Annotated in this window: 20 protein-coding genes and 2 pseudogenes; 9 read left to right on the forward strand and 13 right to left on the reverse strand. The window is 65.6% G+C overall.

Features of this window, described 5'->3' with window-relative positions; translation table 11 throughout:
- The first annotated feature begins 50 nt into the window (after positions 1-50).
- From ACQR07_RS27025 to ACQR07_RS27040, 4 genes are read left to right on the forward strand one after another with little or no spacing between them, the layout of a single operon-like run.
- Positions 51-1,079, forward strand: a complete 1,029-nt coding sequence (locus ACQR07_RS27025; protein ID WP_434905146.1) for a substrate-binding domain-containing protein — start codon at positions 51-53, stop codon at positions 1,077-1,079.
- A 39-nt stretch (positions 1,080-1,118) separates the two neighbouring features.
- Complete coding sequence (locus ACQR07_RS27030) at positions 1,119-2,588, forward strand: sugar ABC transporter ATP-binding protein (protein ID WP_434905147.1); 1,470 nt, start codon at positions 1,119-1,121, stop codon at positions 2,586-2,588.
- Positions 2,589-2,592: 4 nt separating this feature from the next.
- Positions 2,593-3,576 (forward strand): ABC transporter permease, encoded by a 984-nt coding sequence (locus ACQR07_RS27035; protein ID WP_434905148.1) that lies wholly within the window; start codon positions 2,593-2,595, stop codon positions 3,574-3,576.
- Positions 3,577-3,589: 13 nt separating this feature from the next.
- Positions 3,590-4,540: an ABC transporter permease gene (locus tag ACQR07_RS27040; RefSeq protein WP_434905149.1), complete on the forward strand. Its 951-nt coding sequence runs from the start codon at positions 3,590-3,592 to the stop codon at positions 4,538-4,540.
- 89 nt (positions 4,541-4,629) lie between these two features.
- On the opposite strand, the gene ACQR07_RS27045 is transcribed toward ACQR07_RS27040, so the two are convergent.
- Positions 4,630-5,049: a hypothetical protein gene (locus ACQR07_RS27045; protein ID WP_434905150.1), complete on the reverse strand. Its 420-nt coding sequence runs from the start codon at positions 5,047-5,049 to the stop codon at positions 4,630-4,632.
- Between the two features lie 80 nt (positions 5,050-5,129).
- Between ACQR07_RS27045 and ACQR07_RS27050 the strand changes: the two genes are divergently transcribed.
- A complete protein-coding gene (locus ACQR07_RS27050; RefSeq protein ID WP_434905151.1) occupies positions 5,130-5,696 on the forward strand; it encodes a TetR/AcrR family transcriptional regulator C-terminal ligand-binding domain-containing protein in 567 nt (188 codons plus the stop codon).
- 184 nt (positions 5,697-5,880) lie between these two features.
- On the opposite strand, the gene ACQR07_RS27055 is transcribed toward ACQR07_RS27050, so the two are convergent.
- From ACQR07_RS27055 to ACQR07_RS27075, 5 genes and pseudogenes are all read right to left on the reverse strand, one after another.
- On the reverse strand, positions 5,881-6,384 hold the full coding sequence (locus ACQR07_RS27055) for a DUF1993 domain-containing protein (RefSeq protein ID WP_434905152.1): 504 nt from the start codon (positions 6,382-6,384) through the stop codon (positions 5,881-5,883).
- A gap of 785 nt (positions 6,385-7,169) precedes the next feature.
- A complete protein-coding gene (locus ACQR07_RS27060; protein WP_434905153.1) occupies positions 7,170-7,463 on the reverse strand; it encodes a hypothetical protein in 294 nt (97 codons plus the stop codon).
- Positions 7,464-7,630: 167 nt separating this feature from the next.
- On the reverse strand, positions 7,631-7,933 hold the full coding sequence (locus ACQR07_RS27065) for a DUF3551 domain-containing protein (protein ID WP_434905154.1): 303 nt from the start codon (positions 7,931-7,933) through the stop codon (positions 7,631-7,633).
- A 227-nt stretch (positions 7,934-8,160) separates the two neighbouring features.
- Positions 8,161-8,375 (reverse strand): annotated as a pseudogene (locus tag ACQR07_RS27070) (lytic murein transglycosylase); the annotation flags it as partial.
- 61 nt (positions 8,376-8,436) lie between these two features.
- Complete coding sequence (locus ACQR07_RS27075; protein ID WP_434905155.1) at positions 8,437-8,814, reverse strand: tautomerase family protein; 378 nt, start codon at positions 8,812-8,814, stop codon at positions 8,437-8,439.
- 104 nt (positions 8,815-8,918) lie between these two features.
- Here ACQR07_RS27075 and ACQR07_RS27080 point away from each other — a divergent pair, with 104 nt between their 5' ends.
- The gene (locus tag ACQR07_RS27080; RefSeq protein WP_434905156.1) at positions 8,919-9,653 is read left to right on the forward strand and encodes a LysR family transcriptional regulator; all 735 of its coding nucleotides are present in this window, start codon (positions 8,919-8,921) and stop codon (positions 9,651-9,653) included.
- Positions 9,589-9,837 (forward strand): hypothetical protein, encoded by a 249-nt coding sequence (locus ACQR07_RS27085; RefSeq protein WP_434905157.1) that lies wholly within the window; start codon positions 9,589-9,591, stop codon positions 9,835-9,837. The genes ACQR07_RS27080 and ACQR07_RS27085 overlap by 65 nt, the downstream gene beginning before the upstream one ends.
- A 162-nt stretch (positions 9,838-9,999) precedes the next feature.
- On the opposite strand, the gene ACQR07_RS27090 is transcribed toward ACQR07_RS27085, so the two are convergent.
- From ACQR07_RS27090 to ACQR07_RS27100, 3 genes are all read right to left on the reverse strand, one after another.
- Complete coding sequence (locus tag ACQR07_RS27090; protein WP_434905178.1) at positions 10,000-11,235, reverse strand: lytic murein transglycosylase; 1,236 nt, start codon at positions 11,233-11,235, stop codon at positions 10,000-10,002.
- A gap of 236 nt (positions 11,236-11,471) precedes the next feature.
- On the reverse strand, positions 11,472-13,103 hold the full coding sequence (pgm, locus tag ACQR07_RS27095) for a phosphoglucomutase (alpha-D-glucose-1,6-bisphosphate-dependent) (RefSeq protein ID WP_434905158.1): 1,632 nt from the start codon (positions 13,101-13,103) through the stop codon (positions 11,472-11,474).
- A 164-nt stretch (positions 13,104-13,267) separates the two neighbouring features.
- On the reverse strand, positions 13,268-13,711 hold the full coding sequence (locus tag ACQR07_RS27100) for a hypothetical protein (RefSeq protein WP_434905159.1): 444 nt from the start codon (positions 13,709-13,711) through the stop codon (positions 13,268-13,270).
- A 328-nt stretch (positions 13,712-14,039) separates the two neighbouring features.
- Between ACQR07_RS27100 and ACQR07_RS27105 the strand changes: the two genes are divergently transcribed.
- Positions 14,040-14,846, forward strand: a complete 807-nt coding sequence (locus tag ACQR07_RS27105; protein ID WP_434905160.1) for a hypothetical protein — start codon at positions 14,040-14,042, stop codon at positions 14,844-14,846.
- Positions 14,847-14,862: 16 nt separating this feature from the next.
- Here the strand turns inward: ACQR07_RS27105 and ACQR07_RS27110 are convergent, their stop codons facing one another.
- The 3 genes from ACQR07_RS27110 to ACQR07_RS27120 all read right to left on the reverse strand — a co-directional run bounded on the left by ACQR07_RS27110 (position 14,863) and on the right by ACQR07_RS27120 (position 17,127).
- Positions 14,863-15,402 (reverse strand): hypothetical protein, encoded by a 540-nt coding sequence (locus tag ACQR07_RS27110; protein ID WP_434905161.1) that lies wholly within the window; start codon positions 15,400-15,402, stop codon positions 14,863-14,865.
- Positions 15,403-15,415: 13 nt separating this feature from the next.
- Entirely contained in the window at positions 15,416-16,591 is a 1,176-nt protein-coding gene (locus ACQR07_RS27115) for a zinc-dependent alcohol dehydrogenase (RefSeq protein WP_434905162.1), read from the reverse strand.
- Positions 16,592-16,701: 110 nt separating this feature from the next.
- Positions 16,702-17,127 (reverse strand): hypothetical protein, encoded by a 426-nt coding sequence (locus tag ACQR07_RS27120; RefSeq protein WP_434905163.1) that lies wholly within the window; start codon positions 17,125-17,127, stop codon positions 16,702-16,704.
- A gap of 550 nt (positions 17,128-17,677) precedes the next feature.
- Here ACQR07_RS27120 and ACQR07_RS27125 point away from each other — a divergent pair.
- Positions 17,678-18,946 (forward strand): TadE/TadG family type IV pilus assembly protein, encoded by a 1,269-nt coding sequence (locus ACQR07_RS27125; RefSeq protein WP_434905164.1) that lies wholly within the window; start codon positions 17,678-17,680, stop codon positions 18,944-18,946.
- Positions 18,947-18,955: 9 nt separating this feature from the next.
- On the opposite strand, the pseudogene mdoH reads toward ACQR07_RS27125, so the two are convergent.
- A pseudogene (gene mdoH, locus ACQR07_RS27130) lies at positions 18,956-21,019 on the reverse strand (glucans biosynthesis glucosyltransferase MdoH); the annotation flags it as partial.
- Between the last annotated feature and the right edge of the window lie 78 nt (positions 21,020-21,097).

Raw genomic sequence — 21,097 nt, forward strand, 5'->3', positions numbered from 1 at the left:
ACGCTTGAAAAAATTGCGGACCGCATGACGGCCGCAGGGGAGGGTGATCTATGAAGTCCGGCATCGGGATCGCGGCCGTTTGCGCCGTCGTCAGCACCACCACCATCATCAGCGGGTCGGCCTTTGCCGATACCAGCGGCAAGAAGATTGCATTTTCGAACAACTATGCCGGCAATTCCTGGCGCCAGGCGATGCTCAAGAGCTACGAGATCGTCACCAAGAAGGCCGTCGCCGACAAGGCCGTCGCCGCCGCCGACATCTTTACCACCGCCGACAAGGAAGTGCCGACCCAGGCGGCGCAGATCCAGAACCTGATTCTGCAGGGCTATGACGCGATCGTCATCAACGCCTCGTCTCCGGACGCCTTGAACGGCGCCGTCAAGCAGGCCTGCGATGCCGGCATCATCGTGGTGTCGTTCGACGGCATCGTGACCGAGCCCTGCGCCTACCGCGTCGTCGTCGACTTCAAGGCGATGGGCAAGCAGGAAGTCGAGGAGATGGCCAAGTTCCAGCCGAAGGGCGGCAATCTGCTCGAGATCCGCGGCCTCGCCGGCACCTCGATCGACGATGCCATTCATGCCGGCATTCTCGAAGGCGTGAAGGCGCATCCGGAATTCAAGATCGTCGGCTCGGTCACCGGCGATTGGGACCAGACCACGGCGCAGAAGGCGGTTGCCACCGTGCTGCCGTCGCTGCCCGACATCGTCGGCGTGGTCGATCAGGGCGGCGACGGCTATGGCGCGGCGCAGGCCTTCGCCGCCGCCGGCAAGCCGCGTCCGACCATCATCATGGGCAACCGCCAGGACGAGCTGCAGTGGTGGAAGGAGCAGAAGGCGAAGGACGGCTACAAGACGTGGTCCGCCTCGATCGCGCCGGGCGTCTCGACGCTCGCGTTCTGGGTCGCGCAGCAGGTGCTGGACGGCAACAAGTCGATTCCGCACGACCTGCTGGTGCCCTATCTCGCGTTCACGCAGGACAATTTCGAAGCCGAGCTGCCGAACATCCCGAAGGGCAGCGTGGCGAGCCACGAATACACCCAGGCCGAAGCTATCGCGGCGATCAAGGCCAACATGAAGTGACGGCTGATTGGGAGTGCGGTTCGAAGGCGCAGAGGCCGAATGACCGTCACGCGGCCTGAACTGATCAAGCTGAGCGGCGTCGAAAAATATTTCGGCGCCGTTCGGGCTCTTGGCGGCGTCGACCTCACGCTCGGCCAGGGTGAATGCCTCGGGCTCGTTGGCCATAACGGCGCCGGCAAGTCGACCTTGATGCACATCCTCGCCGGCACGGCAACGGCTGACCGCGGCCAGCTCGCGATCGCAGGCTCAGTGCCGGCAAGCTATTCGCCAGGGGCGGCCAAGCAACTGGGCGTTCGCTGCGTCTTCCAGGAGCTCTCGCTCTGCCCCAATTTGACGGTGGCCGAGAACACCCGCGTCTTTCATCCATCGCTCACCGGCTTGTCATGGCGGCGGAAGGCCGGCCGGCTGATCCTCGACAAGCTCGACGCGATCTTTCCGGGCCATGGCATCGCGGCGTCCGACCTGGTTCAGGACCTTCCGATCGGCCGGCGCCAGATGGTGGAGGTCGCGCGCGCCTTCACCGTGACCGACGAGCCGGTCCGGCTCGTCATCCTCGATGAGCCGACCTCCTCGCTCGACGCCCACACCGCCGGCCAGCTGCTCGGCTTCGTCCGCCGCGCGATCGGCGAGGGCATCAGCTGCATCTTCATCTCGCATTTGCTCGGCGAGGTGCTCGCGAACTGCGACCGCATCGTGGTGATGCGCGACGGCACGACCGTCGCCGACGCACCTGCTAGCGCCTTCGACCGAGACGGGCTGGTCGCGGCGATGGGCGACGTCGAGGTCCACGCCCGCGACGTGAGGGGCGGCGATGGACGCCGCCGGGGCCAATCGCCGCTGCGCGTGCGGGCCCGGCCCGCGCGCCAGAGCCGGACCGGTGAGCTGGTTGCGCATGAGGGCGAGATCATCGGCCTCGCTGGCCTCGCCGGGCATGGCCAGACCGCGCTGCTGCTGGCGATCTTCTCCGCTGCGACACGCGCGGCGGCCGGCATCGAGGTGACGGAGAGCGTCGCCCTCGTCGCCGGTGACCGTCAGGCCGACGGGATCTTTCCGCTGTGGTCGATCGCCGAGAACATCGGCGTAAGATCGCTGCAGAGCCTGCGACGGGGCCTGCTGATCTCGGCGCGGCGCGAGCATGAGCTGGCCGCGCACTGGCGCGACAAGATCCACATCCGCACGCCCGACATCCACAACAACATCCTCTCGCTGTCGGGCGGCAATCAGCAGAAAGCGTTGTTCGCCCGCGCGCTCGGCTCGGATGCGCGCATCGTGCTGATGGACGATCCGATGCGCGGCGTCGATGTCGGCACCAAGCTCGAAGTCTATGAGCTGATCCGCGCCGAGGCCGACAGCGGCCGCACCTTCCTGTGGTACACCACGGAATTCGACGAGTTGAAGCAATGCGACCACGTCTATGTCTTCCGCAACGATGCCATCGTTGCCGCGCTCATCCGCGACGAACTGACCGAGCAGAAGGTCATCCAGTCCTCCTTCGCAGAAGCGGGCTGATGCCATGACCTCCTCGAGCGCGCCGGCGACGCGCGCGTTGCCCATGATCGGAACCGGCAATTTGCCGCGGCTGCTGCGGACCATGCTGCCGGCGCTGTCGCTCGCGCTCGTGCTGGTCGGCATCGCCTGGCTCAATCCGCGCGCGATCAGCTATTTCGGCTTCACACTGATGCTGAACCTCGCGGTGCCGATCGCGCTGGCGACGATCGCGCAGATGTTCGTGATCGCCGGCAACGACCTCGATTTGTCGATCGGCTCGTTCGTCGGCTTCGTCGGCTGCGTCACCGCGACCTGGCTGCGCGACGCGCCTCTGCTCGGCATCGTCACGCTGCTCGGCTGCATCGCGCTCTATGCCGCGCTCGGCGCCCTGATCCATCTGCGCAACCTGCCGTCGATCGTCGTGACGCTCGGCATGAGCTTCGTCTGGCAGGGGCTTGCGATCCTGATGCTGCCGAAGCCCGGCGGCAAGGCGCCGGACTGGCTCCTGGAGATGATGCGGGTTAAGCCGCCGCTGGTGCCGTTTCCGATCGTCGCCGCGGTGGTGATCGCGGCGGTGGCCTATGTCGGGCTGATGCGCACGTCCTACGGCGCCATCCTGCGCGGCTCGGGCGGCAATGCGGTCGCGATCGGCCGCGCCGGCTGGTCGCTGCTGAAGGCGAAGATGACGCTGTTCGCCTGTGCCGGCCTGTTCGGCGTGCTGTCGGGCCTCGCATTGATCGGCACCACGACCTCGGCCGATGCGAACATCGGCAATGGCTACACCATGCTGTCGATCGCCGGCGTCATCCTCGGCGGCGGCGAGTTCATCGGCGGCCGCGTCTCGCCGATCGGCGCCGTCATCGGTGCGCTCACCTTGGCGCTGGCCGCATCGCCACTCTTGACCTTCATGCGCATTCCGCCGGACTGGCAGGTCGCCGCCAACGGCGCCATCCTGATCGTGGTGCTCGCCGCGCGCGTGCTGATCAGCCGCAAGGACGCGCAGCCATGAAGGATGCGCAGCCATGAAGGGCACGCTCGCAGGCGTTCTCGCCCGCCCCTGGATCTGGTCGTTCATCGGCGCGCTCGCGGTGTGGCTGGCGGCCATCAGCTTCACCGGCGGCACCGGCGCCGGTGGGATGTTGACGGCCGCAATGTCGCTCGCCGTCTTCACCGTCGTGGTCGGCGTCGGCCAGATGTTCGTGATCACGCTGGGTCCCGGCAATGTCGATTTGTCGTTGCCGGCCAATATCGGGCTTGCCAGCGCTGTGGCGATGACGGTGATGGCCGGCGACGACCAGCGCATCGCGCTCGGCCTGATCGCCGCGCTCGCCTGCGGGGCGGCGATCGGCACCGCGAACTATCTGTTGATCTGGGCGCTGCGGATTCCGCCGATCATCGCGACGCTCTCGGCGAGCTTCGTCATCCAGTCGATCGACATCAGCTATGGCCGCGGGCTTCAGATCAAGCCGCCGCCGGGCTTCGCCGACTTCACCAATTTGCAGATGCTCGGCATTCCCCTTTTGGCCGTGCTGACCGTGGTGTTCATGATCGGCGCCAACGTCGTGCTGCAACGGACGGTGTTCGGCCGCTCCGTGCTGGCGATCGGACAGAACATGCGTGCGGCGCGGCTGGCCGGCATCCCGGTCAACCGGGTGCGCTTCATCACCTACGTGCTGTCGGGCACGCTCGGCGGCATCAACGGCGCGCTGCTGGCCGGCTACTTCCGCGGAGCGAATGTCGACATCGGCAACGAATATCTGCTGGCCTCGATCGCGGTCGTCGTCATCGGCGGCACCTCGGTTGCCGGCGGCAAGGCCAACATTCCCGGGCTGCTCGGCGCGGCGCTATTCCTGGTGCTGCTGCTCACGATGCTCAACACCTTCGGCGTCAGCGCCGGCGTGAGGCTGGTGTTGACGGGCCTGATCATCGTGGCGGTTATCACGGCGGCCGGGGGAACGAAGCCGGAGCGCTGAGCCAAGTGCTCGAATTCCGGAGGGAGCGAAGTCAGAGAACGGCTCACGATGGCGCGCCCTATTGGGGCGTTGTCGGCCGGAAGTCACTTTCAGACAGGAGCGTGGTCGTAGAGCGCCAATGAGAGGGCGGCGACGATCATGAGAGCCAGCACGCCGCCCAGCCGATGCTGCCAGCGGTCCATCAGCCGGGCGTCCGCAACGGCATCGCGTCTGAAGGCGCGATCGCGCGCGATGACCAGGCCAACACAGGCCACGTTCGTGAGGATGGCGATAAGCCCGATCCCGATCTTGACCCAGAACACCGGCGACGGGTTTGCGCTTGCAAGCAGGCCGATGCCGGTCGCCAGAACCGCGAGAAAGGCGGGTGTCTCGACATAGGTATCGACCGCGACGTGAAGCCGCGCGATCGCGACGGGATGGATCTTGCCTGTCATGTGCTCGAAGGCCGCCTCGGTGAGGATGCAGCCGATCCATATTCCGAGTGACATGATGTGCAGTGCGACGAGCATGATCTTTCCCGGCGAGCTTGCTTGTCCCATGGCGACGCATTAAATGCAAATATTTTCGCATTAGGGGCGAATGATTGCGAATGGCGACAGTAAAGCGACCGGGAGGACGAACTGCCCGCAACCGAGACGCGGTGCTGGCCGCGGCGAGAGCTCTGCTCGAGCAAGGTCGGGAGGTTACCCTGCAGGTGCTTGCCGCGGAGTCCGGCGTGCACCTGAGCACGCTGTATCGCAACTGGAGTGCCGAGGAGGACATCATCCGAGAAGCGGCGCTGGCGGCCTCGGATTCGAACCTTCCTTTGCCTGACACGGGTCGGCTCTCGACCGATCTCACTCGCTTCCTGCTGAAGCTGCGGGACTATGTCCGCTCGCCGCTCGGACGGGCGTTACTCAGCATTCCGCTATCGGCGACAGCGAACAGAGCGGATTACTGGGCAGGGCGGCTCCGACGTGCCGCGATCCTGTTCGAGCGCGCGGCGCGCCGAGGAGAAATCCGCGACAACACGGAATGGTCATCTGTCGTCGTGGCCGCCATCTCGCCGATCTATTTTCATGAAATGGTGGTCGGGACATCGATGACGAACCAGCAGATCCGCAGGCATGTCGACCTGATCATCGTGGCCTGCCGGCCGGTTGCTCGGGATTCGTGACGGCTCGGCTGCATTCGCGCTGAGCAAGCAGCGCAGCCGCCGCGGTCGTTGCAGACCCAGCTGCACGCCTTGCTGCCGCTCGAACTGCAGGCGCCGGTTGAGACCGCAGTGCAGGATCCGACCGACGACTGGATTGTGACGCCCGCCTTCGGGCGGGACGCCCGCTGCAGAACGCGAAGGCGGCTCAGGCGACGCCCAGAAAATCCCGCTTGCCGATCTCGACGCCGTTGTGGCGGAGAATGCCGTGGGCGATCGCAGCGTGGAAATAGAAGTTGGGAAACGAGACGCGGTTGACGAATTCCTGCCCCTTCAGGGTCAGGGTGGTATTCGGTCCGCTCGGGAAGGTGACGTCGCGGCTCTCGGCCCCCTCGAACTGCGCCGGCGTAAACGTCTTCAAATAGTCCACCGTCTTGGCGAGCCGCTGGCGAAGCTCGGCAAAGCTCGTCTCGGTGTCGGGCGTGCTCGGGACATCGCTGTGCGACAGCCGCGCGCAGCCCTTCGCGGCGAAGTCGCAGGCGAGCTGGATCTGCCGGGAGAGCGGCAGCATGTCAGGATACAGCCGCGCGCCGAGCAGGACCTCGGGGGCGATCTTCTTCACCTCGCAATGGGCTTCCGCCTTGCTCAGCAGGCCGGAGAGGCTGCCGAGGATCTGGATGTAGGCCGGCACGGTCGAATCGTAAAAGGACATGTGATGCTCTCGTGGGGTAAGGGGACGTCGCGGCGACTGCGCGCCCTCCGAGATGGGGCGTCGTAGAGGACAATGCAACTGCATCTTTCTCCGATTTGCAACCGAAATGGCCGCGTGTCGTTGCCTGCCACGTGACAGGCAGCCCGCTATGTCAGCCGGCGGGTCATCTGGATCTAATCAGGGCAAGAACGTAGCTGTTCGGCGTACAGTTCGAAGTTTGTCGTCCCATCTGTCGCTTCGAGAGCCCATGGAGTCTTGATCGTGACTTCAGCAATGTGGCGTCCGGCATCGTCGCGGTCGTGCCACGAGCTCACACGCGATGACAACCGGCTGAGGAAACCTGGCATTGGCGCCAAGGTTTGCCTCCGTAAAAATCGGCGCTTTGTCGATTACTACCCATTCTACGCCAAATCGATCGACGAAACGGCATTCCACAAATCCTGGAAAATCGTCGCTGACCCACCGTGTCATCTCTCCGCGAATATATGTTGTCACGACTATCCCCACAGTGCGCCGGTTGATTGGCTACTCAACCATAGTAGGTTGAGGCGCGATCTGCTCTTCCCCATGGCTGTCATGCTCCGCGCAGGCGGAGCATCCAGTACTCCGCAGCAGAGGTAATTGAACCGAAGTGTCACGGTGTACGGGATCGTCCGCTTTCGCGGACGATGACAGCCGGGTTTGCAAGATCGATCTCTGGGGAGTTGGGAAAGGCCGTCCAGTTGTCCGAATATCTCAGACCAGACCCTTGTCGCTCCGGGCGTCGCCGGTCGCGTCACCAGCCATCACGGGCCCCACAGGCTGTGGAGAAACTGCTCCTTCTCGCCCGGTGCATAGCCCTGCGACGCGCCGAAATAGGGTTCGTCGAAGCCGCCATTCGGGGCAGGCTGATACGCCATCGGCGGCCGCGATGCCGCGTAGGCCGAGCCCCACGCGGGCGCCGCTCCCAGCGGCCCGTGATGATGTTGGACGAGCGCGTGCCGCTGATGGGAATGCCGCACTGGCGCGGCGTCCGCAGCGGCAGACAGGCCGAGGAGAAGACTCAAGGCCAGAATCGAACTGGCCGGGATCGAGCGCATGGCTTCGTCTCCAGGATGAACCGAACTTTGAAACCTGCCCTCTACCTAGTTGAGCGCTCGGATGCGGCGCACCAAGGCATCGCCGGTTCACGGCTGGTCACATCCCCGGCATTGCCGGCGCGGCCCGGCTCGATCGGATCACCGTCTCGCCGGCCTGGCCGTGGGTCTCAATACTCCTGCCGATGCCGCCGATGCCGCTGCTGCGGCACATCCTGCTGCGGCTCGAACCGGAGTCGCCGGTTGATGTCGCAATACAGGTTCCAGCGTCCGGACTGCGACGCCAGGCATTGTTCGCGGGTCTGATAGGAGCAATCCCCGGCGAAGCCGAGCTGTCCGCCATAGATGCACCAGGGATAATCATAGGACACTGGCGTGATGGGACCTGCGACTGCGGGGGAGGCCGCGCCGGCGGTCAGAGCCGCTCCGGACGCCAACGCCGCCAATACGGCCAGGATCGTGCGCATGATCATGATTCCTCTCGTGAAGCCTCCCAGGCCCCCGCATCGTTGCCGGGTTTGGCCTGACATGGCAAGCGGTCGTCAGGATAGAGACGGCCGAACCGGCTTTAGGTTTCGAACGATGTGCTCATCCGTAGACGCGGCAGTTTACCGCGCGGCCGTCGCTGCCGCCGGCGCGGCCTGCGCGCGCGGCGTGCCGCGCATGCGCGCCAGCAGCTCCACCGTGGGCCAGGATCGGCCGACCCGAAGTCGCTCTCCAGGCCCCCGAAGGCGGCAATGACCGCCGGCGGCGCACGGCAATCGTTTTCGGCGCGGGGCGGAGGCGGCCGGATGCGCCCCGATGTGCTGCTGGCGGTTCTGCATCCGTTACTCCGCCGCCATGCGGCCGGCAAACTCTGGCCGAACACACGCTCGGCGCGGTCGCGCGGTTGACGATGCCCTGGTCGGAGGTGAGTGGGAGCGCCGTCAGGCCGAGGCGCCGGCAAGGCCGGCCGTTGCGCGAGTCGCGCTCTTGATCAATTGCCGAAAACACGACCGTCACCCGCAGACCAATCTGTGGGGGCGTTTTCTGTCAGAGCGATCATGATGTCGTCGCGCCGAAAGCCGGCCGCCTCTGCTCGATCCGCAATGGCTGCGAACAACTGCGCTTTTTGTGCCGTCGTGCGCCCGACCAGGAAAAGGACCTCGACGATCGAGGCGTCGGGGGAGCGCTGCACGTCCGGATAGGTCGGGTCGATAATCATGGCGTCGTTCGCGTATCTGGATATCAGGTGAAACAGATCCTTCTCAGGAACGGCGCAAGTCTCCACCAGGCTGCAATGGACCGCATTGGAGAGCGCGCGGGCCCGTTCATTCGAGAGATGCTCTGGTATGGCGATGCGGGCGAGGGGCATGAGGTGGTCTCCGGGGGTGAAAGTGCAACGAGGGTATTCGTGCGGGATGATCGGATATAGTATGCAGTCGTCCGATTGTTCTTGCCGAATAGTTGGGAATAGACATGAATTTGGAGAGCGACATCGCCGTCTTCGTGCGGATCATCGAACTCGGTACCTTTGCTGCGACAGCTGCCGAGTTGCGCATGACGTCGTCAGGCGTGTCCCGCATCATCACGAGGTTGGAGGGGCGCATGGGAGCGAGGCTGCTGCATCGCTCGACCAGACGATTGCTCCTGACGCAGGAGGGCGAGAGATTTCTTCAGCATGCGCGTCCGATCGTGGCCGCGCTGGAGCAGGCGCGGTCGGCAGTCGCCCATGCACGTGGAAAACCGTGCGGGACTGTCCGCATCAACGTAGGCACTGCGTATGCCAAACATGGGCTGGCGCCGATGCTGCCGAAACTGCTGAAGCAATTCCCCGACGTTCATATCGAGTTGAGCGTCGACGATCGACGGATCAACCCGATCGCAGAACAGATCGACATTACCGTTCGTGTCGGCCCGCTCGACGACAGCAGTCTGCTCGCGGTGAAAATCGGTGAGGTGCGCCGTACGATTGCCGCCAGCCCCAAATATCTGCGGGCTCATGGCCGGCCCCGGCGGCCCTCCGATCTACTCAAGCACAACTGCTTGCTGCTCGCGGGTTTCTCGCGGCTTGCCCAATGGCCGATGCTCGACGCAGGCCGCAAGATCCTGGTCCCCGTAAAAGGCAGCGTCGTTCGACAGCGCGGAGGTGTTGCTGGATCTGGCCATCGCAGGAGTCGGCATTGTCCGCTTTGGCGACTTCCTGGGGCATGAGGCGCTCGCCGATGGAGCGCTGGTCCCGCTACTTGCAGACTGCCATTTCGACGATCCGCAGCCCATCACCGCACTTGTGTTGCCAGAGCGACGGTCTTTGCCGAGCGTTCGCGCCGTGCTCGACTTCATTGCGCAGGAATTACCAATCTCGCGACGGAAGTCCGCTCTTCGCCGGCCGGCGTGAGCTGGAGCTGTCTGTCTTTGCTCCACCGAAGGCCGCATTCGACGATGCCGACCTCGTTGGTCAATTGTCCTCTACGATCTGCGGTGCGTGCGATCGGTACACCTCCGCTACTCGCTCGATTTCGACGATGTCTTGGGCCGATTCTCGTGAGGACGACGACATCTAGCGCGTTGCCGTCGCTGCCGCCGGCGCGGCCTGCGCGCGCGGCGTGCCGCGCATGCGCGCCAGCAGTTCCGCCGTGGGCCAGGAATCGGCGGGCAGGCCGTATTTGAGCTGCATCGCCTTGACCGCAGTCCGGCTCTGCTGTCCGAGCACGCCGTCGACCTTGCCGACGTCGAAGCCGGCCTTCACCAGGAGCTGCTGCAGCTCCTTGATCTCGTTGAACGGCAACTGCGCGACCGGGCCGCTGGCTTTGCGCATCGGCGCGGCGCCGGCGATCCGGCTGGCGAGATAACCTGCCGTCGTCGAATAGATCAGCGAGTTGTTCCACTCGGTGTAGGCGGCAAAATTGGCATAGGCCAGGAATGCCGGGCCGTTGCGGCCCATCGGCAGCAGCACGGAGGCCTCGAGCGCATCATTCGGCAGCGACCGGCCGTCGGCATAGGTCACCCCCAGGCCGGACCATTTGCTGCGCGCCGCCTTCACGGTGAGATCGGCCTGCTCCCAGGGGAAGGTCTGGGGCACGCGGATCTCCTCCAGCCACGGCTCGCCGCGGCGCCATTTCAGGCCGGTCGCGATGTAGTTCGCGGTCGAGCCGATCACGTCGGACGCGCTGCGCAAGAGGTCGCGGCGGCCGTCGCCGTCGTAGTCGACGGCGTAGGTGACGTAGTGCGTCGGCAGGAATTGGGTCTGGCCGAGCTCGCCGGCCCAGGAGCCGATCATCTCCTCCGGGGTGAGATCACCGCGATCGATGACCTTCAAGGCGGCGATGGTCTCGTTCTGGAAGCGCTCGCTGCGGCGGCAGTCATAGGCTAGCGACACCAGCGACGGCAGCACCGGCAGATTGCCCATGTTGGAGCCGAAGTCGCTCTCCAGGCCCCAGAAGGCGGCGATGACCGCCGGCGGCACGCCATACTCCTTCTCCGCCCGGGCGAAGGCGGCCGCATGCGCCTTGATGTGCTGCTGACCGTTCTGCATCCGGTACGCCGCCGCCATGCGGCCGGCGAACTCAGTGAATAATTGGCCGAACACGCGCTGGCCGCGGTCGCGGTTGACGATGCCCTGGTCGTAGGTGAGATAGGGCGAGGCGGCGGCGATCGCGCGCTGCGACACGCCTTCGGAGATCGCGCGCTGCTTCAGCTCGGCGAGAAAACGGTCGAAGCTCTGGCCGTTATGACAGGCTGCGGCGCGCGCGGAGGGCTGCGGCTTCGGCCGCGGCGCGGCTTGCTCCGGCATCATCTGTGCCGAGGCGCTGACAACCAGCATGAACGAGGTTGCGAGCGCGCTGAAGGTGACGCGCAAGGCAGTCGAAGAGCTTCGCATCCGGTCTCACCGATGGCTGGCTAAAGGCTTGTCGAACCATCGATATCCGATGATGGGGCAGGGAGGGAAGAGGGCGAATAGCGAATAGGGAGTAGCGAATGGAGCGCTCGCTATCCCTATTCGCTACTCGCCATTCGCTACTCGCCTCCTTGTCACGCCAGCGCTGCCTGCGCCTCGCTCTGGATGCGCTTGAGATGCGCGGCGTCGCGGAAGCTCTCGGCGTAGAGCTTGTTGACGTCCTCGGTGCCCGAGGGACGCGCGGCGAACCAGCCGAACTCGGTCTCGACCTTGATGCCGCCGAACGACTGGCCGTTGCCCGGTGCCTTGGTATGGACCACCCGGACCGGATCGCCGGCGAGCTCCTTGAGGTTCAGCTTCTCCGGCGTCAGGGCCTTGAGCGCCGCCTTCTGCGGCGGCGAGGCCGGGACGTCGATGCGCTCATAGACCGGGGCGCCCAGCTCGGACGTCAGCTCCTTGTAGAGCTCGCTCGGATCGCGGCCGCGCCTGGCCATGATCTCGGCGGCGAGCAGGCCGAGGATGAGACCGTCCTTGTCGGTGGTCCACACCGTGCCGTCGCGCTTGAGGAACGAGGCGCCGGCGCTCTCCTCGCCGGCGAAGCCGAAGCTGCCGGAGCTCAGGCCCTCGACGAACCATTTGAAGCCGACCGGAGTCTCGACCAGCTTGCGGCCGAGCTTGTTGGCGACGCGGTCGATCAGCGAGCTCGACACGATGGTCTTGCCGATGGCGGCATCGCTGCGCCAGTCCGGCCGGTGCGCGAACAGGTAGGAGATCGCGGTCGCGAGGTAGTGGTTCGGATTCATCAGCCCGCCCGTGCGCGTCACGATGCCGTGGCGGTCGGCATCGGTGTCGTTGGCGAAGGCGACGTCGAAGCGCTCGCGCATGCCGATCAGGCTCGCCATCGCATAGGGCGACGAGCAGTCCATGCGGATCTTGCCGTCCCAGTCCGCCGTCATGAAGCGGAAGGTGGGGTCGACGACGTCGTTGACGATCGTGGCGCTGAGGCCATAGCGCTCGATGATCGGCGCCCAATAGGCGATCGCCGCGCCGCCGAGCGGATCGATGCCGATCTTGATGCCGGCCGATTTCACCGCGTCGAGATCGACGGTGTTGGCGAGGTCGGCGACGTAGGGCGTGATGTAGTCGTAGGCGTGCACCGAGCCGCGCTGCTTGGCCTTGGCGTAGCTGATGCGCGACACGCCATCGAGATCGTTGGCGAGATAGATGTTGGCCTGGCGCTCGATCTCGCCGGTCGCGTCGGTGTCGGCGGGGCCGCCATGCGGCGGATTGTATTTGTAGCCGCCGTCATCGGGCGGATTATGCGACGGCGTGATCACGACGCCGTCGGCGAGATGCGCCGTGCGACCCTTGTTGTAGGAGATGATGGCGTGCGAGATCACCGGCGTCGGCGTGTAGCCGCCGTCCTTGTCGACCATCACCTCGACGCCATTGGCGCCGAACACTTCGAGCGCGCTGGCAAGCGCCGGCTCGGCCAGCGCATGGGTGTCGATGCCGACGAACAGCGGCCCGTCGAGCCCCTGCTGGCGCCGGTAGTCGCACAGCGCCTGCGTGGTGGCGAGAATGTGGTTCTCGTTGAAGCCGGTCTTCAGCGACGAGCCGCGATGGCCCGAGGTGCCGAACGCGACGCGCTGGGTCGGCTCGTGCGGGTCGGGCTTCAGCGCGTAATAGGCCGTGATCAGCCGCGGAATATTGGCGAGCGCAGCATTGGCGATCGGCTTGCCGGCTGCGGGGTCTGTCTTGGCCATGGAGCATCCTTCGCAAGATCGAAAAACCTCGGCGGCAGCGGTTCGTTCCGCGCGGTTTGTCGCGCCAACGATGACGTCCGCCGTGCCGAGGGCATGCTGTGCAGCATGGCCGCGGCGCGCAATCCGATCAACGGGGAAAATCGCGCCGCTGAGTGTGCCCGAATTCAGTCGGTCAGCTCGTAGATCAGATGTCCCGGTCCGACCAGCCTGGCGGTGAAATTCGCGGTGCGGCCTAAGAGCGCCGCGAAGCGGCCGGAAGCGAGCTTGAACGAGACCTTGCCGGTGGCTTCCGAAATGCTCGGAGCTCCGTTGGTCATCACCACCGAGCCGGTGCCTTCGGTCAGCACGGCCACCGCGTAGCCGTCGGTCGCGCGATGGATGCCGGCGCCGTACAGATATGTTCCCTTCTGGTTTTCCCAGTCCGAGGCGACGTTGGCGGTGTAGGTCGCGCCCTTCATCAGCCCATCGGTGCCGATGCAGGAATATTGGAGGCTGACCAGCATGTGACCGGGGCGGTCGCCGATCGGCTCGAGGCCCATGGTGCCGACGATGGAGCAGTCGTAGCGGGCGAGCGTGTCGGCGCCGGCCGTGCCGAGGCCAAGGCCCAAGAGACCGCATACGACAACGCATACGGCGGATGCCGTGCGACAGAGATTCATTGGTTCGCCCCCGCGGATTTGTGCCCCGCCGACACTACCATAAATCGCAATCCGAAAAGTCGCTCGTTTCCAGCCATTGTCCAGGCCGATCGGCGCGCGAAGCCCCTGAACGACCGGCCAGAACTGCCGCTTTGTGTGGGCGACATTAACCACGCCGCGCTGTGGCCGTGGCCGGGGACCGCCAGTTAAGCCTGAGTTTAACGCATGACAGGAGAAATGGGAGGCCAGCACAACACACGCGCGTGTCGCGCGCGGGAGAGTGGTCGGAGAGCGGAAAGTGAGAGCGCTTATCATCGGCGCGTTGGCCGTCGCGTCAGCCTGCCTTGCAGGCTGCAGCCATCCGGCAACGCCGCAATTGGCAACGCCCTGTGTGGATCTGAGCGGTCAGGCCTGCGCGGACAATCCGGCCGCCGATCAGCCGCCGCCAGCAGTGGAGCGTCCTGCCAAGGCAAAGCATCGATCCGCCGCCGTCGCGCGTGCGGCCCTGCAACGCAAGCAGGCGCGCGCCGCCAAGCGGCGGGCGGCCCTGCATGCCGCCGCCAAGCCGGCCGAGGCGCCGAGCGTCAAACCGGTCGTCAAGCCGGTCGACAAGTCCGCCGCGGGGCTCGCACCAGCGTCGAAGCCGGAGCCGGCCACGCCGGCATCCCCAAAGATCCCGTCGCCCACGGTGGAAGCTCCGGCAAATCCGGCCACGGTGCAGAGCGAGGTCACGGTCGCCGCGGTCACCGTTGCGGCCGAACTGGCCGAGCGGATGACGGCGCTGCGTGTCCCCGAGGCGCCGGCCGACACCCATCTCGTCGCCGTGCTGCTCGCCCGGCCCGCGGTGCGCAGCCTCGCCGATCTCACCGGCAAGGTCATAGCCATCGACGAGCGCTACGCCAAATCGAACGCCAAGATCACGACCGCGATGAACGCGGCGGGGGCGTCCGAGGTGCTGCTGCTGGAAGGGCAGGCGACCGCCATCACCCGGCTCAGCAATGGCGAGGTCAGCGCTGCCGTCGTGGCGCTGGCATCGCCGGAAGCCGCGGAAGCGTTTCCGAAGATCGCGGGCTTCCGCGTGTTCTCGGTGATGCTGAAGCCTTGAGCCGCAGCATTTCAGTTCAAGTCGCGGCAGGGCTGCTCGCCGGACGCGGCAGCGCCGCGCCCTTGGCGGCGGTGATGCCCTTGGGGAAGCCGCTGCGATCGCTGTAAAGCCGCTTGCGGCCGCGCTTCGGATCGTGCTGCGCGGCGACGTCCTGAGCGGCCAGATAGTCCAGCACGGTGAGGCCGCCGACCATCACCAGCGCCGCCATCACGGTGCCTGCGCGCGGATTGCTCGGCCTGACCTCGCCGAGCAGCGTCACCATGTCCAGCCCGTCGCCCGCGACGCGGCTCCACAGCCCGGCCCTCTTCTCCACCGACAGCGTCATGACCCCGGCGAGCAGCTCGCGCACGCCATAGGCGCGCACCAGCCCCTCGCGTCCCTGCATGCCGAGCGCATGGGTCACGCGATGCGGCGCCAGCAGCTCAAGCGTGCCGAGCGCGATCGAGAACCAGCCGAGTCCGCGGGCCAGACGGTCCGCCGCCGTCAGCGAGCTCGGGCCGGTCGAGATGATCTTGGGGTCGCCCTTGGACCGGACGAGATTCGAAAAATGAAACATGCTGTACGATCCCTTATGGCTTGAGCACGACCTTGACGCAGCTGTCCTGCTTGTCGCGGAAGGCGCGGTACATCTCGGGGCCCTGCGCCAGCGGCACGGTATGGGTGATGACGAAGGACGGATCGATCTGGCCGTCCTCGATGCGCCGCTTGAGCTCATCGGTCCAGCGGTTGACGTGGGTCTGGCCGGTCCTGATCGTCAGCCCCTTGTTCATCAGCGCGCCCATCGGCACCATGTCGGACAGGCCGGAGTAGACGCCAGGAATCGAGACGATGCCGCCGGGCCGGCAGACATAGATGATCTCGCGCAGCACGTGCGGCCGGTCGTTCTCCAGCATGAACATCTGCTTGGCGCGATCGAGCACGCTGTCCGGCTGCGCCATGCTGACATGGCTCTCGAAGCCGACGCAGTCGATGCACTTCTCCGGACCCTTGTTGTCGGTCAGATCGTTGAGCCTTTCGACCACGCTCTCCTTGTCGAAATTGATGGTGATGGCGCCGCCGGCCTCGGCCATTGCCAGCCGCTCCGGGATGCGGTCGATTGCGACCACCTGCTTGGCGCCGAGCAGGATGGCGCTGCGGATCGCCATCTGCCCGACCGGGCCGCAGCCCCACACCGCGACCGTATCGTCAGGCTCGATGTCGCATTGCGCCGCGCCCTGCCACCCCGTGGGGAAGATGTCGCTGAGGAACAGCGCCTGCTCGTCGGTCATGCCGTCGGGCACCTTGATATGGGTGGCGTCGGCGAACGGTACGCGCAGATATTCGGCCTGGCCGCCGGGATAGCCGCCGGTCAGATGCGTGTAGCCGAACAGGCCTGCGGTGGTGTGGCCGAACACCTTCTCGGCCAGATGCTTGTTGCGGTTGGTCGTCTCACAGACCGAGAAATTGCCGCGCTTGCACTGCTCGCACTCGCCGCAGATGATCGTGAAGGGCACGACGATGCGGTCGCCCTTCCTGAGCTTGCCGTTGACGCCGGAACCGACCTCGACGACCTCGCCCATGGTCTCGTGGCCCATGATGTCGCCGGGCATCATCGCCGGAATGTAGTTGTGAAACAGATGCAGGTCCGAGCCGCAGATCGCGCAGCTCGTCACCTTGATGATCGCGTCCCTCGCGTGCTCGATCTCGGGATCGCTCACCGTATCGCAGCGGATGTCCTCTTTGCCGTGCCAGACCAGCGCCTTCATGAAGTCCTCCGGGCAGAATGTCCCGGAGGCAAGTCGGCAGCCGTCGGATGGTTGCTAGCAGGCCCGCGCTTTTGGCCGCGAGCGGGATCACTGCGGCGGCACGGGCTGCGCTAGCCGGCCCTCCTGGATGCCGCGCCATTGGACTTGGCGACGGCCTGCTTCGCCGCGGGCTTCGTAGATGCCTTCACAGGTGTCTTGGCCGGCTTTGCCGCCGGCGGCTTGCCCGGCGCTGCGCCGGCCTTGCCGGCTTTCTTCCCAGCGGGCTTCGGCAGCTCCGCCGCGGCGGCCTGCCGCATCGCGCGGGCGTAGCTGTCGGCGACGTTGTCGGCGGAGATCAGCAGGCGGCGCGCCGCGGCATTGGCCTGCTCGGCCACTTCGCGGGCGAGCATCTTGAAGCGCTCCTTGGCATCCTTGTCCTTGGCCTTCATGGCCAAGCCGTTGAAGCGGTCCTTCCGCTTCTTCGCCGCCGCCAGAATGCTCTTGTTCTGCTGCTTGGCCAGTTGCCGGATCACGGCATCAAGATCGGCATCCGCCATCGTCGTCCCCAAACTCCCCGAGAATCAGCGCCGCCGGCGCCATGAAGCGGCCGGACTATGCAATCGGCGCTTCAGCTTTGCAATCCGCGCCCGGATCGCAGCCGCGGACCGGAGACTTGCCGGCGTGACGAAAACGTCCCGTCCCGGCGCCAGCAAAAATCCGAAAAAAGTAAATTGTGTGTCGTGATCCGCGCGCACGTCGAGGTTCGCCGGAGCAGCTGCAGGTAAAGTCGTGATCGTCCCGGCCACCCGGGGCCTACGATGCGGTCACTCCCGAGAGGACGATGCGGAGTTCCAGTTCCGCTCCGTGGCACCATGATACGCGCAAAGCGCGCCTGCAGCGGCGATTTTCTGCCGCGGCGGTATCATGGCGCGGACTACATGACTAAGCATGGACTAACAGCATGGGCGAAACGGCGTGAACCCGTCGTAACCGAATTTCGGCAGTCGCGTCAGCTTAGATGAAAGAGATCATCCGCAACCTCGTGTGCAAGTCAGAACTCATCTGTTGGAGCAGGAAGTGCGGTCCGGACGTCGATACCTTGATCTCATGTCGCGATTTCGCCGCGACGAGCGTGGTAATATCGCCATCATCTTCACGCTGGCCTTGCTGCCGATCATAACCTTTGTCGGCTCGGCGATCGACTACTCGATGGCGGTGCGCGCCAAGGCCAAGCTGTCCGCCTCGATCGACTCCGCGCTGCTGGCGGCCACCGGCTACACCGCGATGCGCGGGAGTACTGAGGACGCCAAGACGGCGGCAACCGACATGTTCAACGGCCAGATGTCGGCGCATCATCTGGCCTCGGCCTCGCTGCACATCGACATCAGCGACAGCGTCAGCGCGCGAACCGTGACCGGCAGCGCGACGGCGGCCGTCAAGACCTCGTTCATGTCCATGCTCGGCTACCCGAACATCACGGTATCCGCCTCATCGTCGGCGTCGGCGTCGTTCCCGACCTACATGGACTTCTACGTTCTGCTCGACAACTCGCCGTCGCAGGGCCTCGGCGCGACGACGGCTGACATGACCACGCTGCAGAACGCGACCTCCGACAAATGCGCCTTCGCCTGCCACGACACTTACACGTCGAGTTCGAAGAAGACGCTGCAGACCAACAGCTACTATGACAAGGCCAAGAAGCTCGGCGTGACCATGCGGATCGACGTGGTGCGGTCGGCAACCCAGTCGCTGACGGACACAGCGACCTCCAGCCAGATCGTCAGCAATCAGTACCGCATGGCGGTCTACAGCATGGGCAGCGACTGCGGCTCGCTCGGCCTGACGACCGTCGCCAGCCTCTCCTCGAGCATGTCCTCGGTCAAATCCTCGGTCAGCTCGCTCGACCTGATGACGATCCCCTACAGCGGCTACAACAACGACATGTGCACCGATTTCGACGGCACCATGTCGGCCATGAACGGCGTCATCCCGACGCAAGGCGACGGCTCGTCGTCGAAGCCGCAGAAATGGCTGTTCTTCGTCTCCGATGGCGTCGCCGACTATTCCTATCCGACGACATGCAGCAAGACCACGGTCTCCGGCGGCCGCTGCCAGGAGCCGCTGAACACGGCGACCTGCGACACGTTGAAGGCGCGCGGCGTCAAGATCGCGGTGCTCTACACCACCTACCTCGCGATCACCAACAACAGCTGGTACACGACTTACATCGCGCCATGGCGGTCCTCCATCGGCGACATCATGAAGTCCTGCGCGAGCCCGGGCTACTACTACGAGGTCGATTCGAGCGGCAGCATCGGCTCGGCGCTGACGGCGCTGTTCCAGCAGGCCATCGCTTCTGCGCACCTGACGAAGTAGCGCCAGGCGCTAATCCGGCAGAGCAGCAAGTTGCTGCAGCGTCGCGCCGTCATTGAGCACGGCGAGCGTTTCGCGGCGGGACAGGAAGCCGCGTGCCTGCGCGAACGTGCCGGCCTCGGCGATCCGCGCTCTCGCGGTGGCAAGGTCGACGTCGATGTCACCCGGCTCGCGCCGCCGGCGCGTCGGCAGCGCTGCAAGATGCTGCCGGCGGAGCTCGTGGTTCTGCCGCAGCTCGGCCAGCGCAGCTTTGCGCTCGGGCTGTGGCACGTCGGCAAGCTTGCGGGCCCTGACCAGCACCGGCGGTGGGGCGCTGTCCTCGGGCGTCGTGAACAGGTGCGCGCCGCGCCCGCGGGCGGCGGTGAGCAGCCCGATCGGGATGGCGAGCACGAGACCGGCGATGACCGGGGACATCCACGCCAGCAACGGCAGCGACACGGCGGTGGCGCTGGCTGCCATCACCAGTCCGCACAGGGTCGGCAGCGCGAATTTGCGGATGATCTCCTGCCGGCTGACGCCGCCATCGCTGCGCCGCTGCACCTGCCAGCCGGCGTCGCGGCCGAGCAGGATCTCGATCACGGCGAGCGACTGGAAGATCATCATCGACGGCGCGATCAGTGCGGACAGCAGCGTTTCGGTCAGCACCGCTGCGCATAACCTCAGTCCGCCACCGAAGCCGCGCCGCGTGGCGGACACGAACAAGGCCGCAAGGCAGGCCAGCAGCTTCGGCACCATGAGTAGCCCGATGGTGGCGCCGAACACCTGGGCCGCGAGCACCGGATCCTGCGCCGGCCAGGACGGAAACAGCGCAAAACCCTTGGGAAAATATTCCGGCCGGACGAAGTTGGCCTGCAGCGAGATCAGGATGCCGAGCACCAGGAAGACGAGCCATAGCGGCGCCGTGACATAGGCGCCGATGCCGATCAGAAGATGCAGCCGCGACACCCAGTGCAGGCCGCGCGCCGGCAGCACCGCGAGATGCTGCAGATTGCCCTGGCACCAGCGGCGGTCGCGCGCGGCATAGTCGATCAGCGACGGCGGCACCTCCTCGTAGCTGCCGCCGAGGTTCACGGTCATGTAGATGCCCCAGCCGGCGCGGCGCATCAGCGCAGCCTCGATGAAGTCATGGCTGAGGATGTGGCCGCCGAACGGTTTTCGTCCTGATAGCTCGGGCAGGGCGGCGTCCTGGGCAAAGGCCGCGACGCGAATGATCGCGTTGTGGCCCCAGTAATTGCCTTCGGCGCCGTACCACCACGCATTGCCGGCGGCGATGATCGGTCCGTATAGCCGCCCGGCGAACTGCTGCAGCCTTGCAAACAGGCTGCCGCCATTGACGATGACAGGAAGCGTCTGGATCAGCGCGGCCTGCGGCGCCTGTTCCATGGCACGGGAAAGCCGCACCACGGTGTTGCCGCTCATCAGGCTGTCGGCATCCAGGATGATCATATGCGCGTAGCCCGCGCCGAACCGCCGGACCCATTCGGCGATGTTGCCGGATTTGCGCGCGACATTGTCGGCGCGGTGCCGATAGTACACGCGGCTGCTGCCGCAGGCCTGGCGCAGCGCCAGAAAGGCCGCTTCCTCGCCGATCCAGATATCGGGGTCGGTGGTGTCGCTGAGCAGGAACCAGTCGAAGTGCTCGCCTTGGCCGGTCTCCGCGATCGATTCGATCATCGCCCGCAGCCGTATCATCACCGCGTCCGGATCCTCATTGTAGGTCGGCAGCAGCATGGCGGTGCGTGTCGACAGCGCCGGCAGCGGACCATCGACATCGATCGGAATGGTTTCCCGCGGCCGCAGCATCATCACGCCGAATCCAGCCAGCGCAGTGACGAAGGCGAATGAGATCCAGGCCAGCAGGACCGAGAACAGCGCCAGCACCATGCCTTCCAGCACGGTCACGCCGCCGACCTCGACGACCTCGTACATCTTGATGGCGCCGGCCAGCGTCAGCACGGCCGTGCCGGTCAGAATGAGGCCGCGGCGAAGCGCGATCGTCGCACCGCTACGGACCGCGCCGCTGCGAGACGCGGGTTGGGAGAGCGGCGACGGCACCATCTCGCGCGGTGCTTCCGCCGCAGGGGAATCGCATGTGAACCAGCCCTGTAAGGCATTGTGATCTGGTCAAAAATCGATTCTGAAGGTGGCTCCTGA

Source organism: Bradyrhizobium sp. HKCCYLS20291 (genome assembly GCF_051167715.1).
Taxonomy (GTDB): Bacteria; Pseudomonadota; Alphaproteobacteria; order Rhizobiales; family Xanthobacteraceae; genus Bradyrhizobium.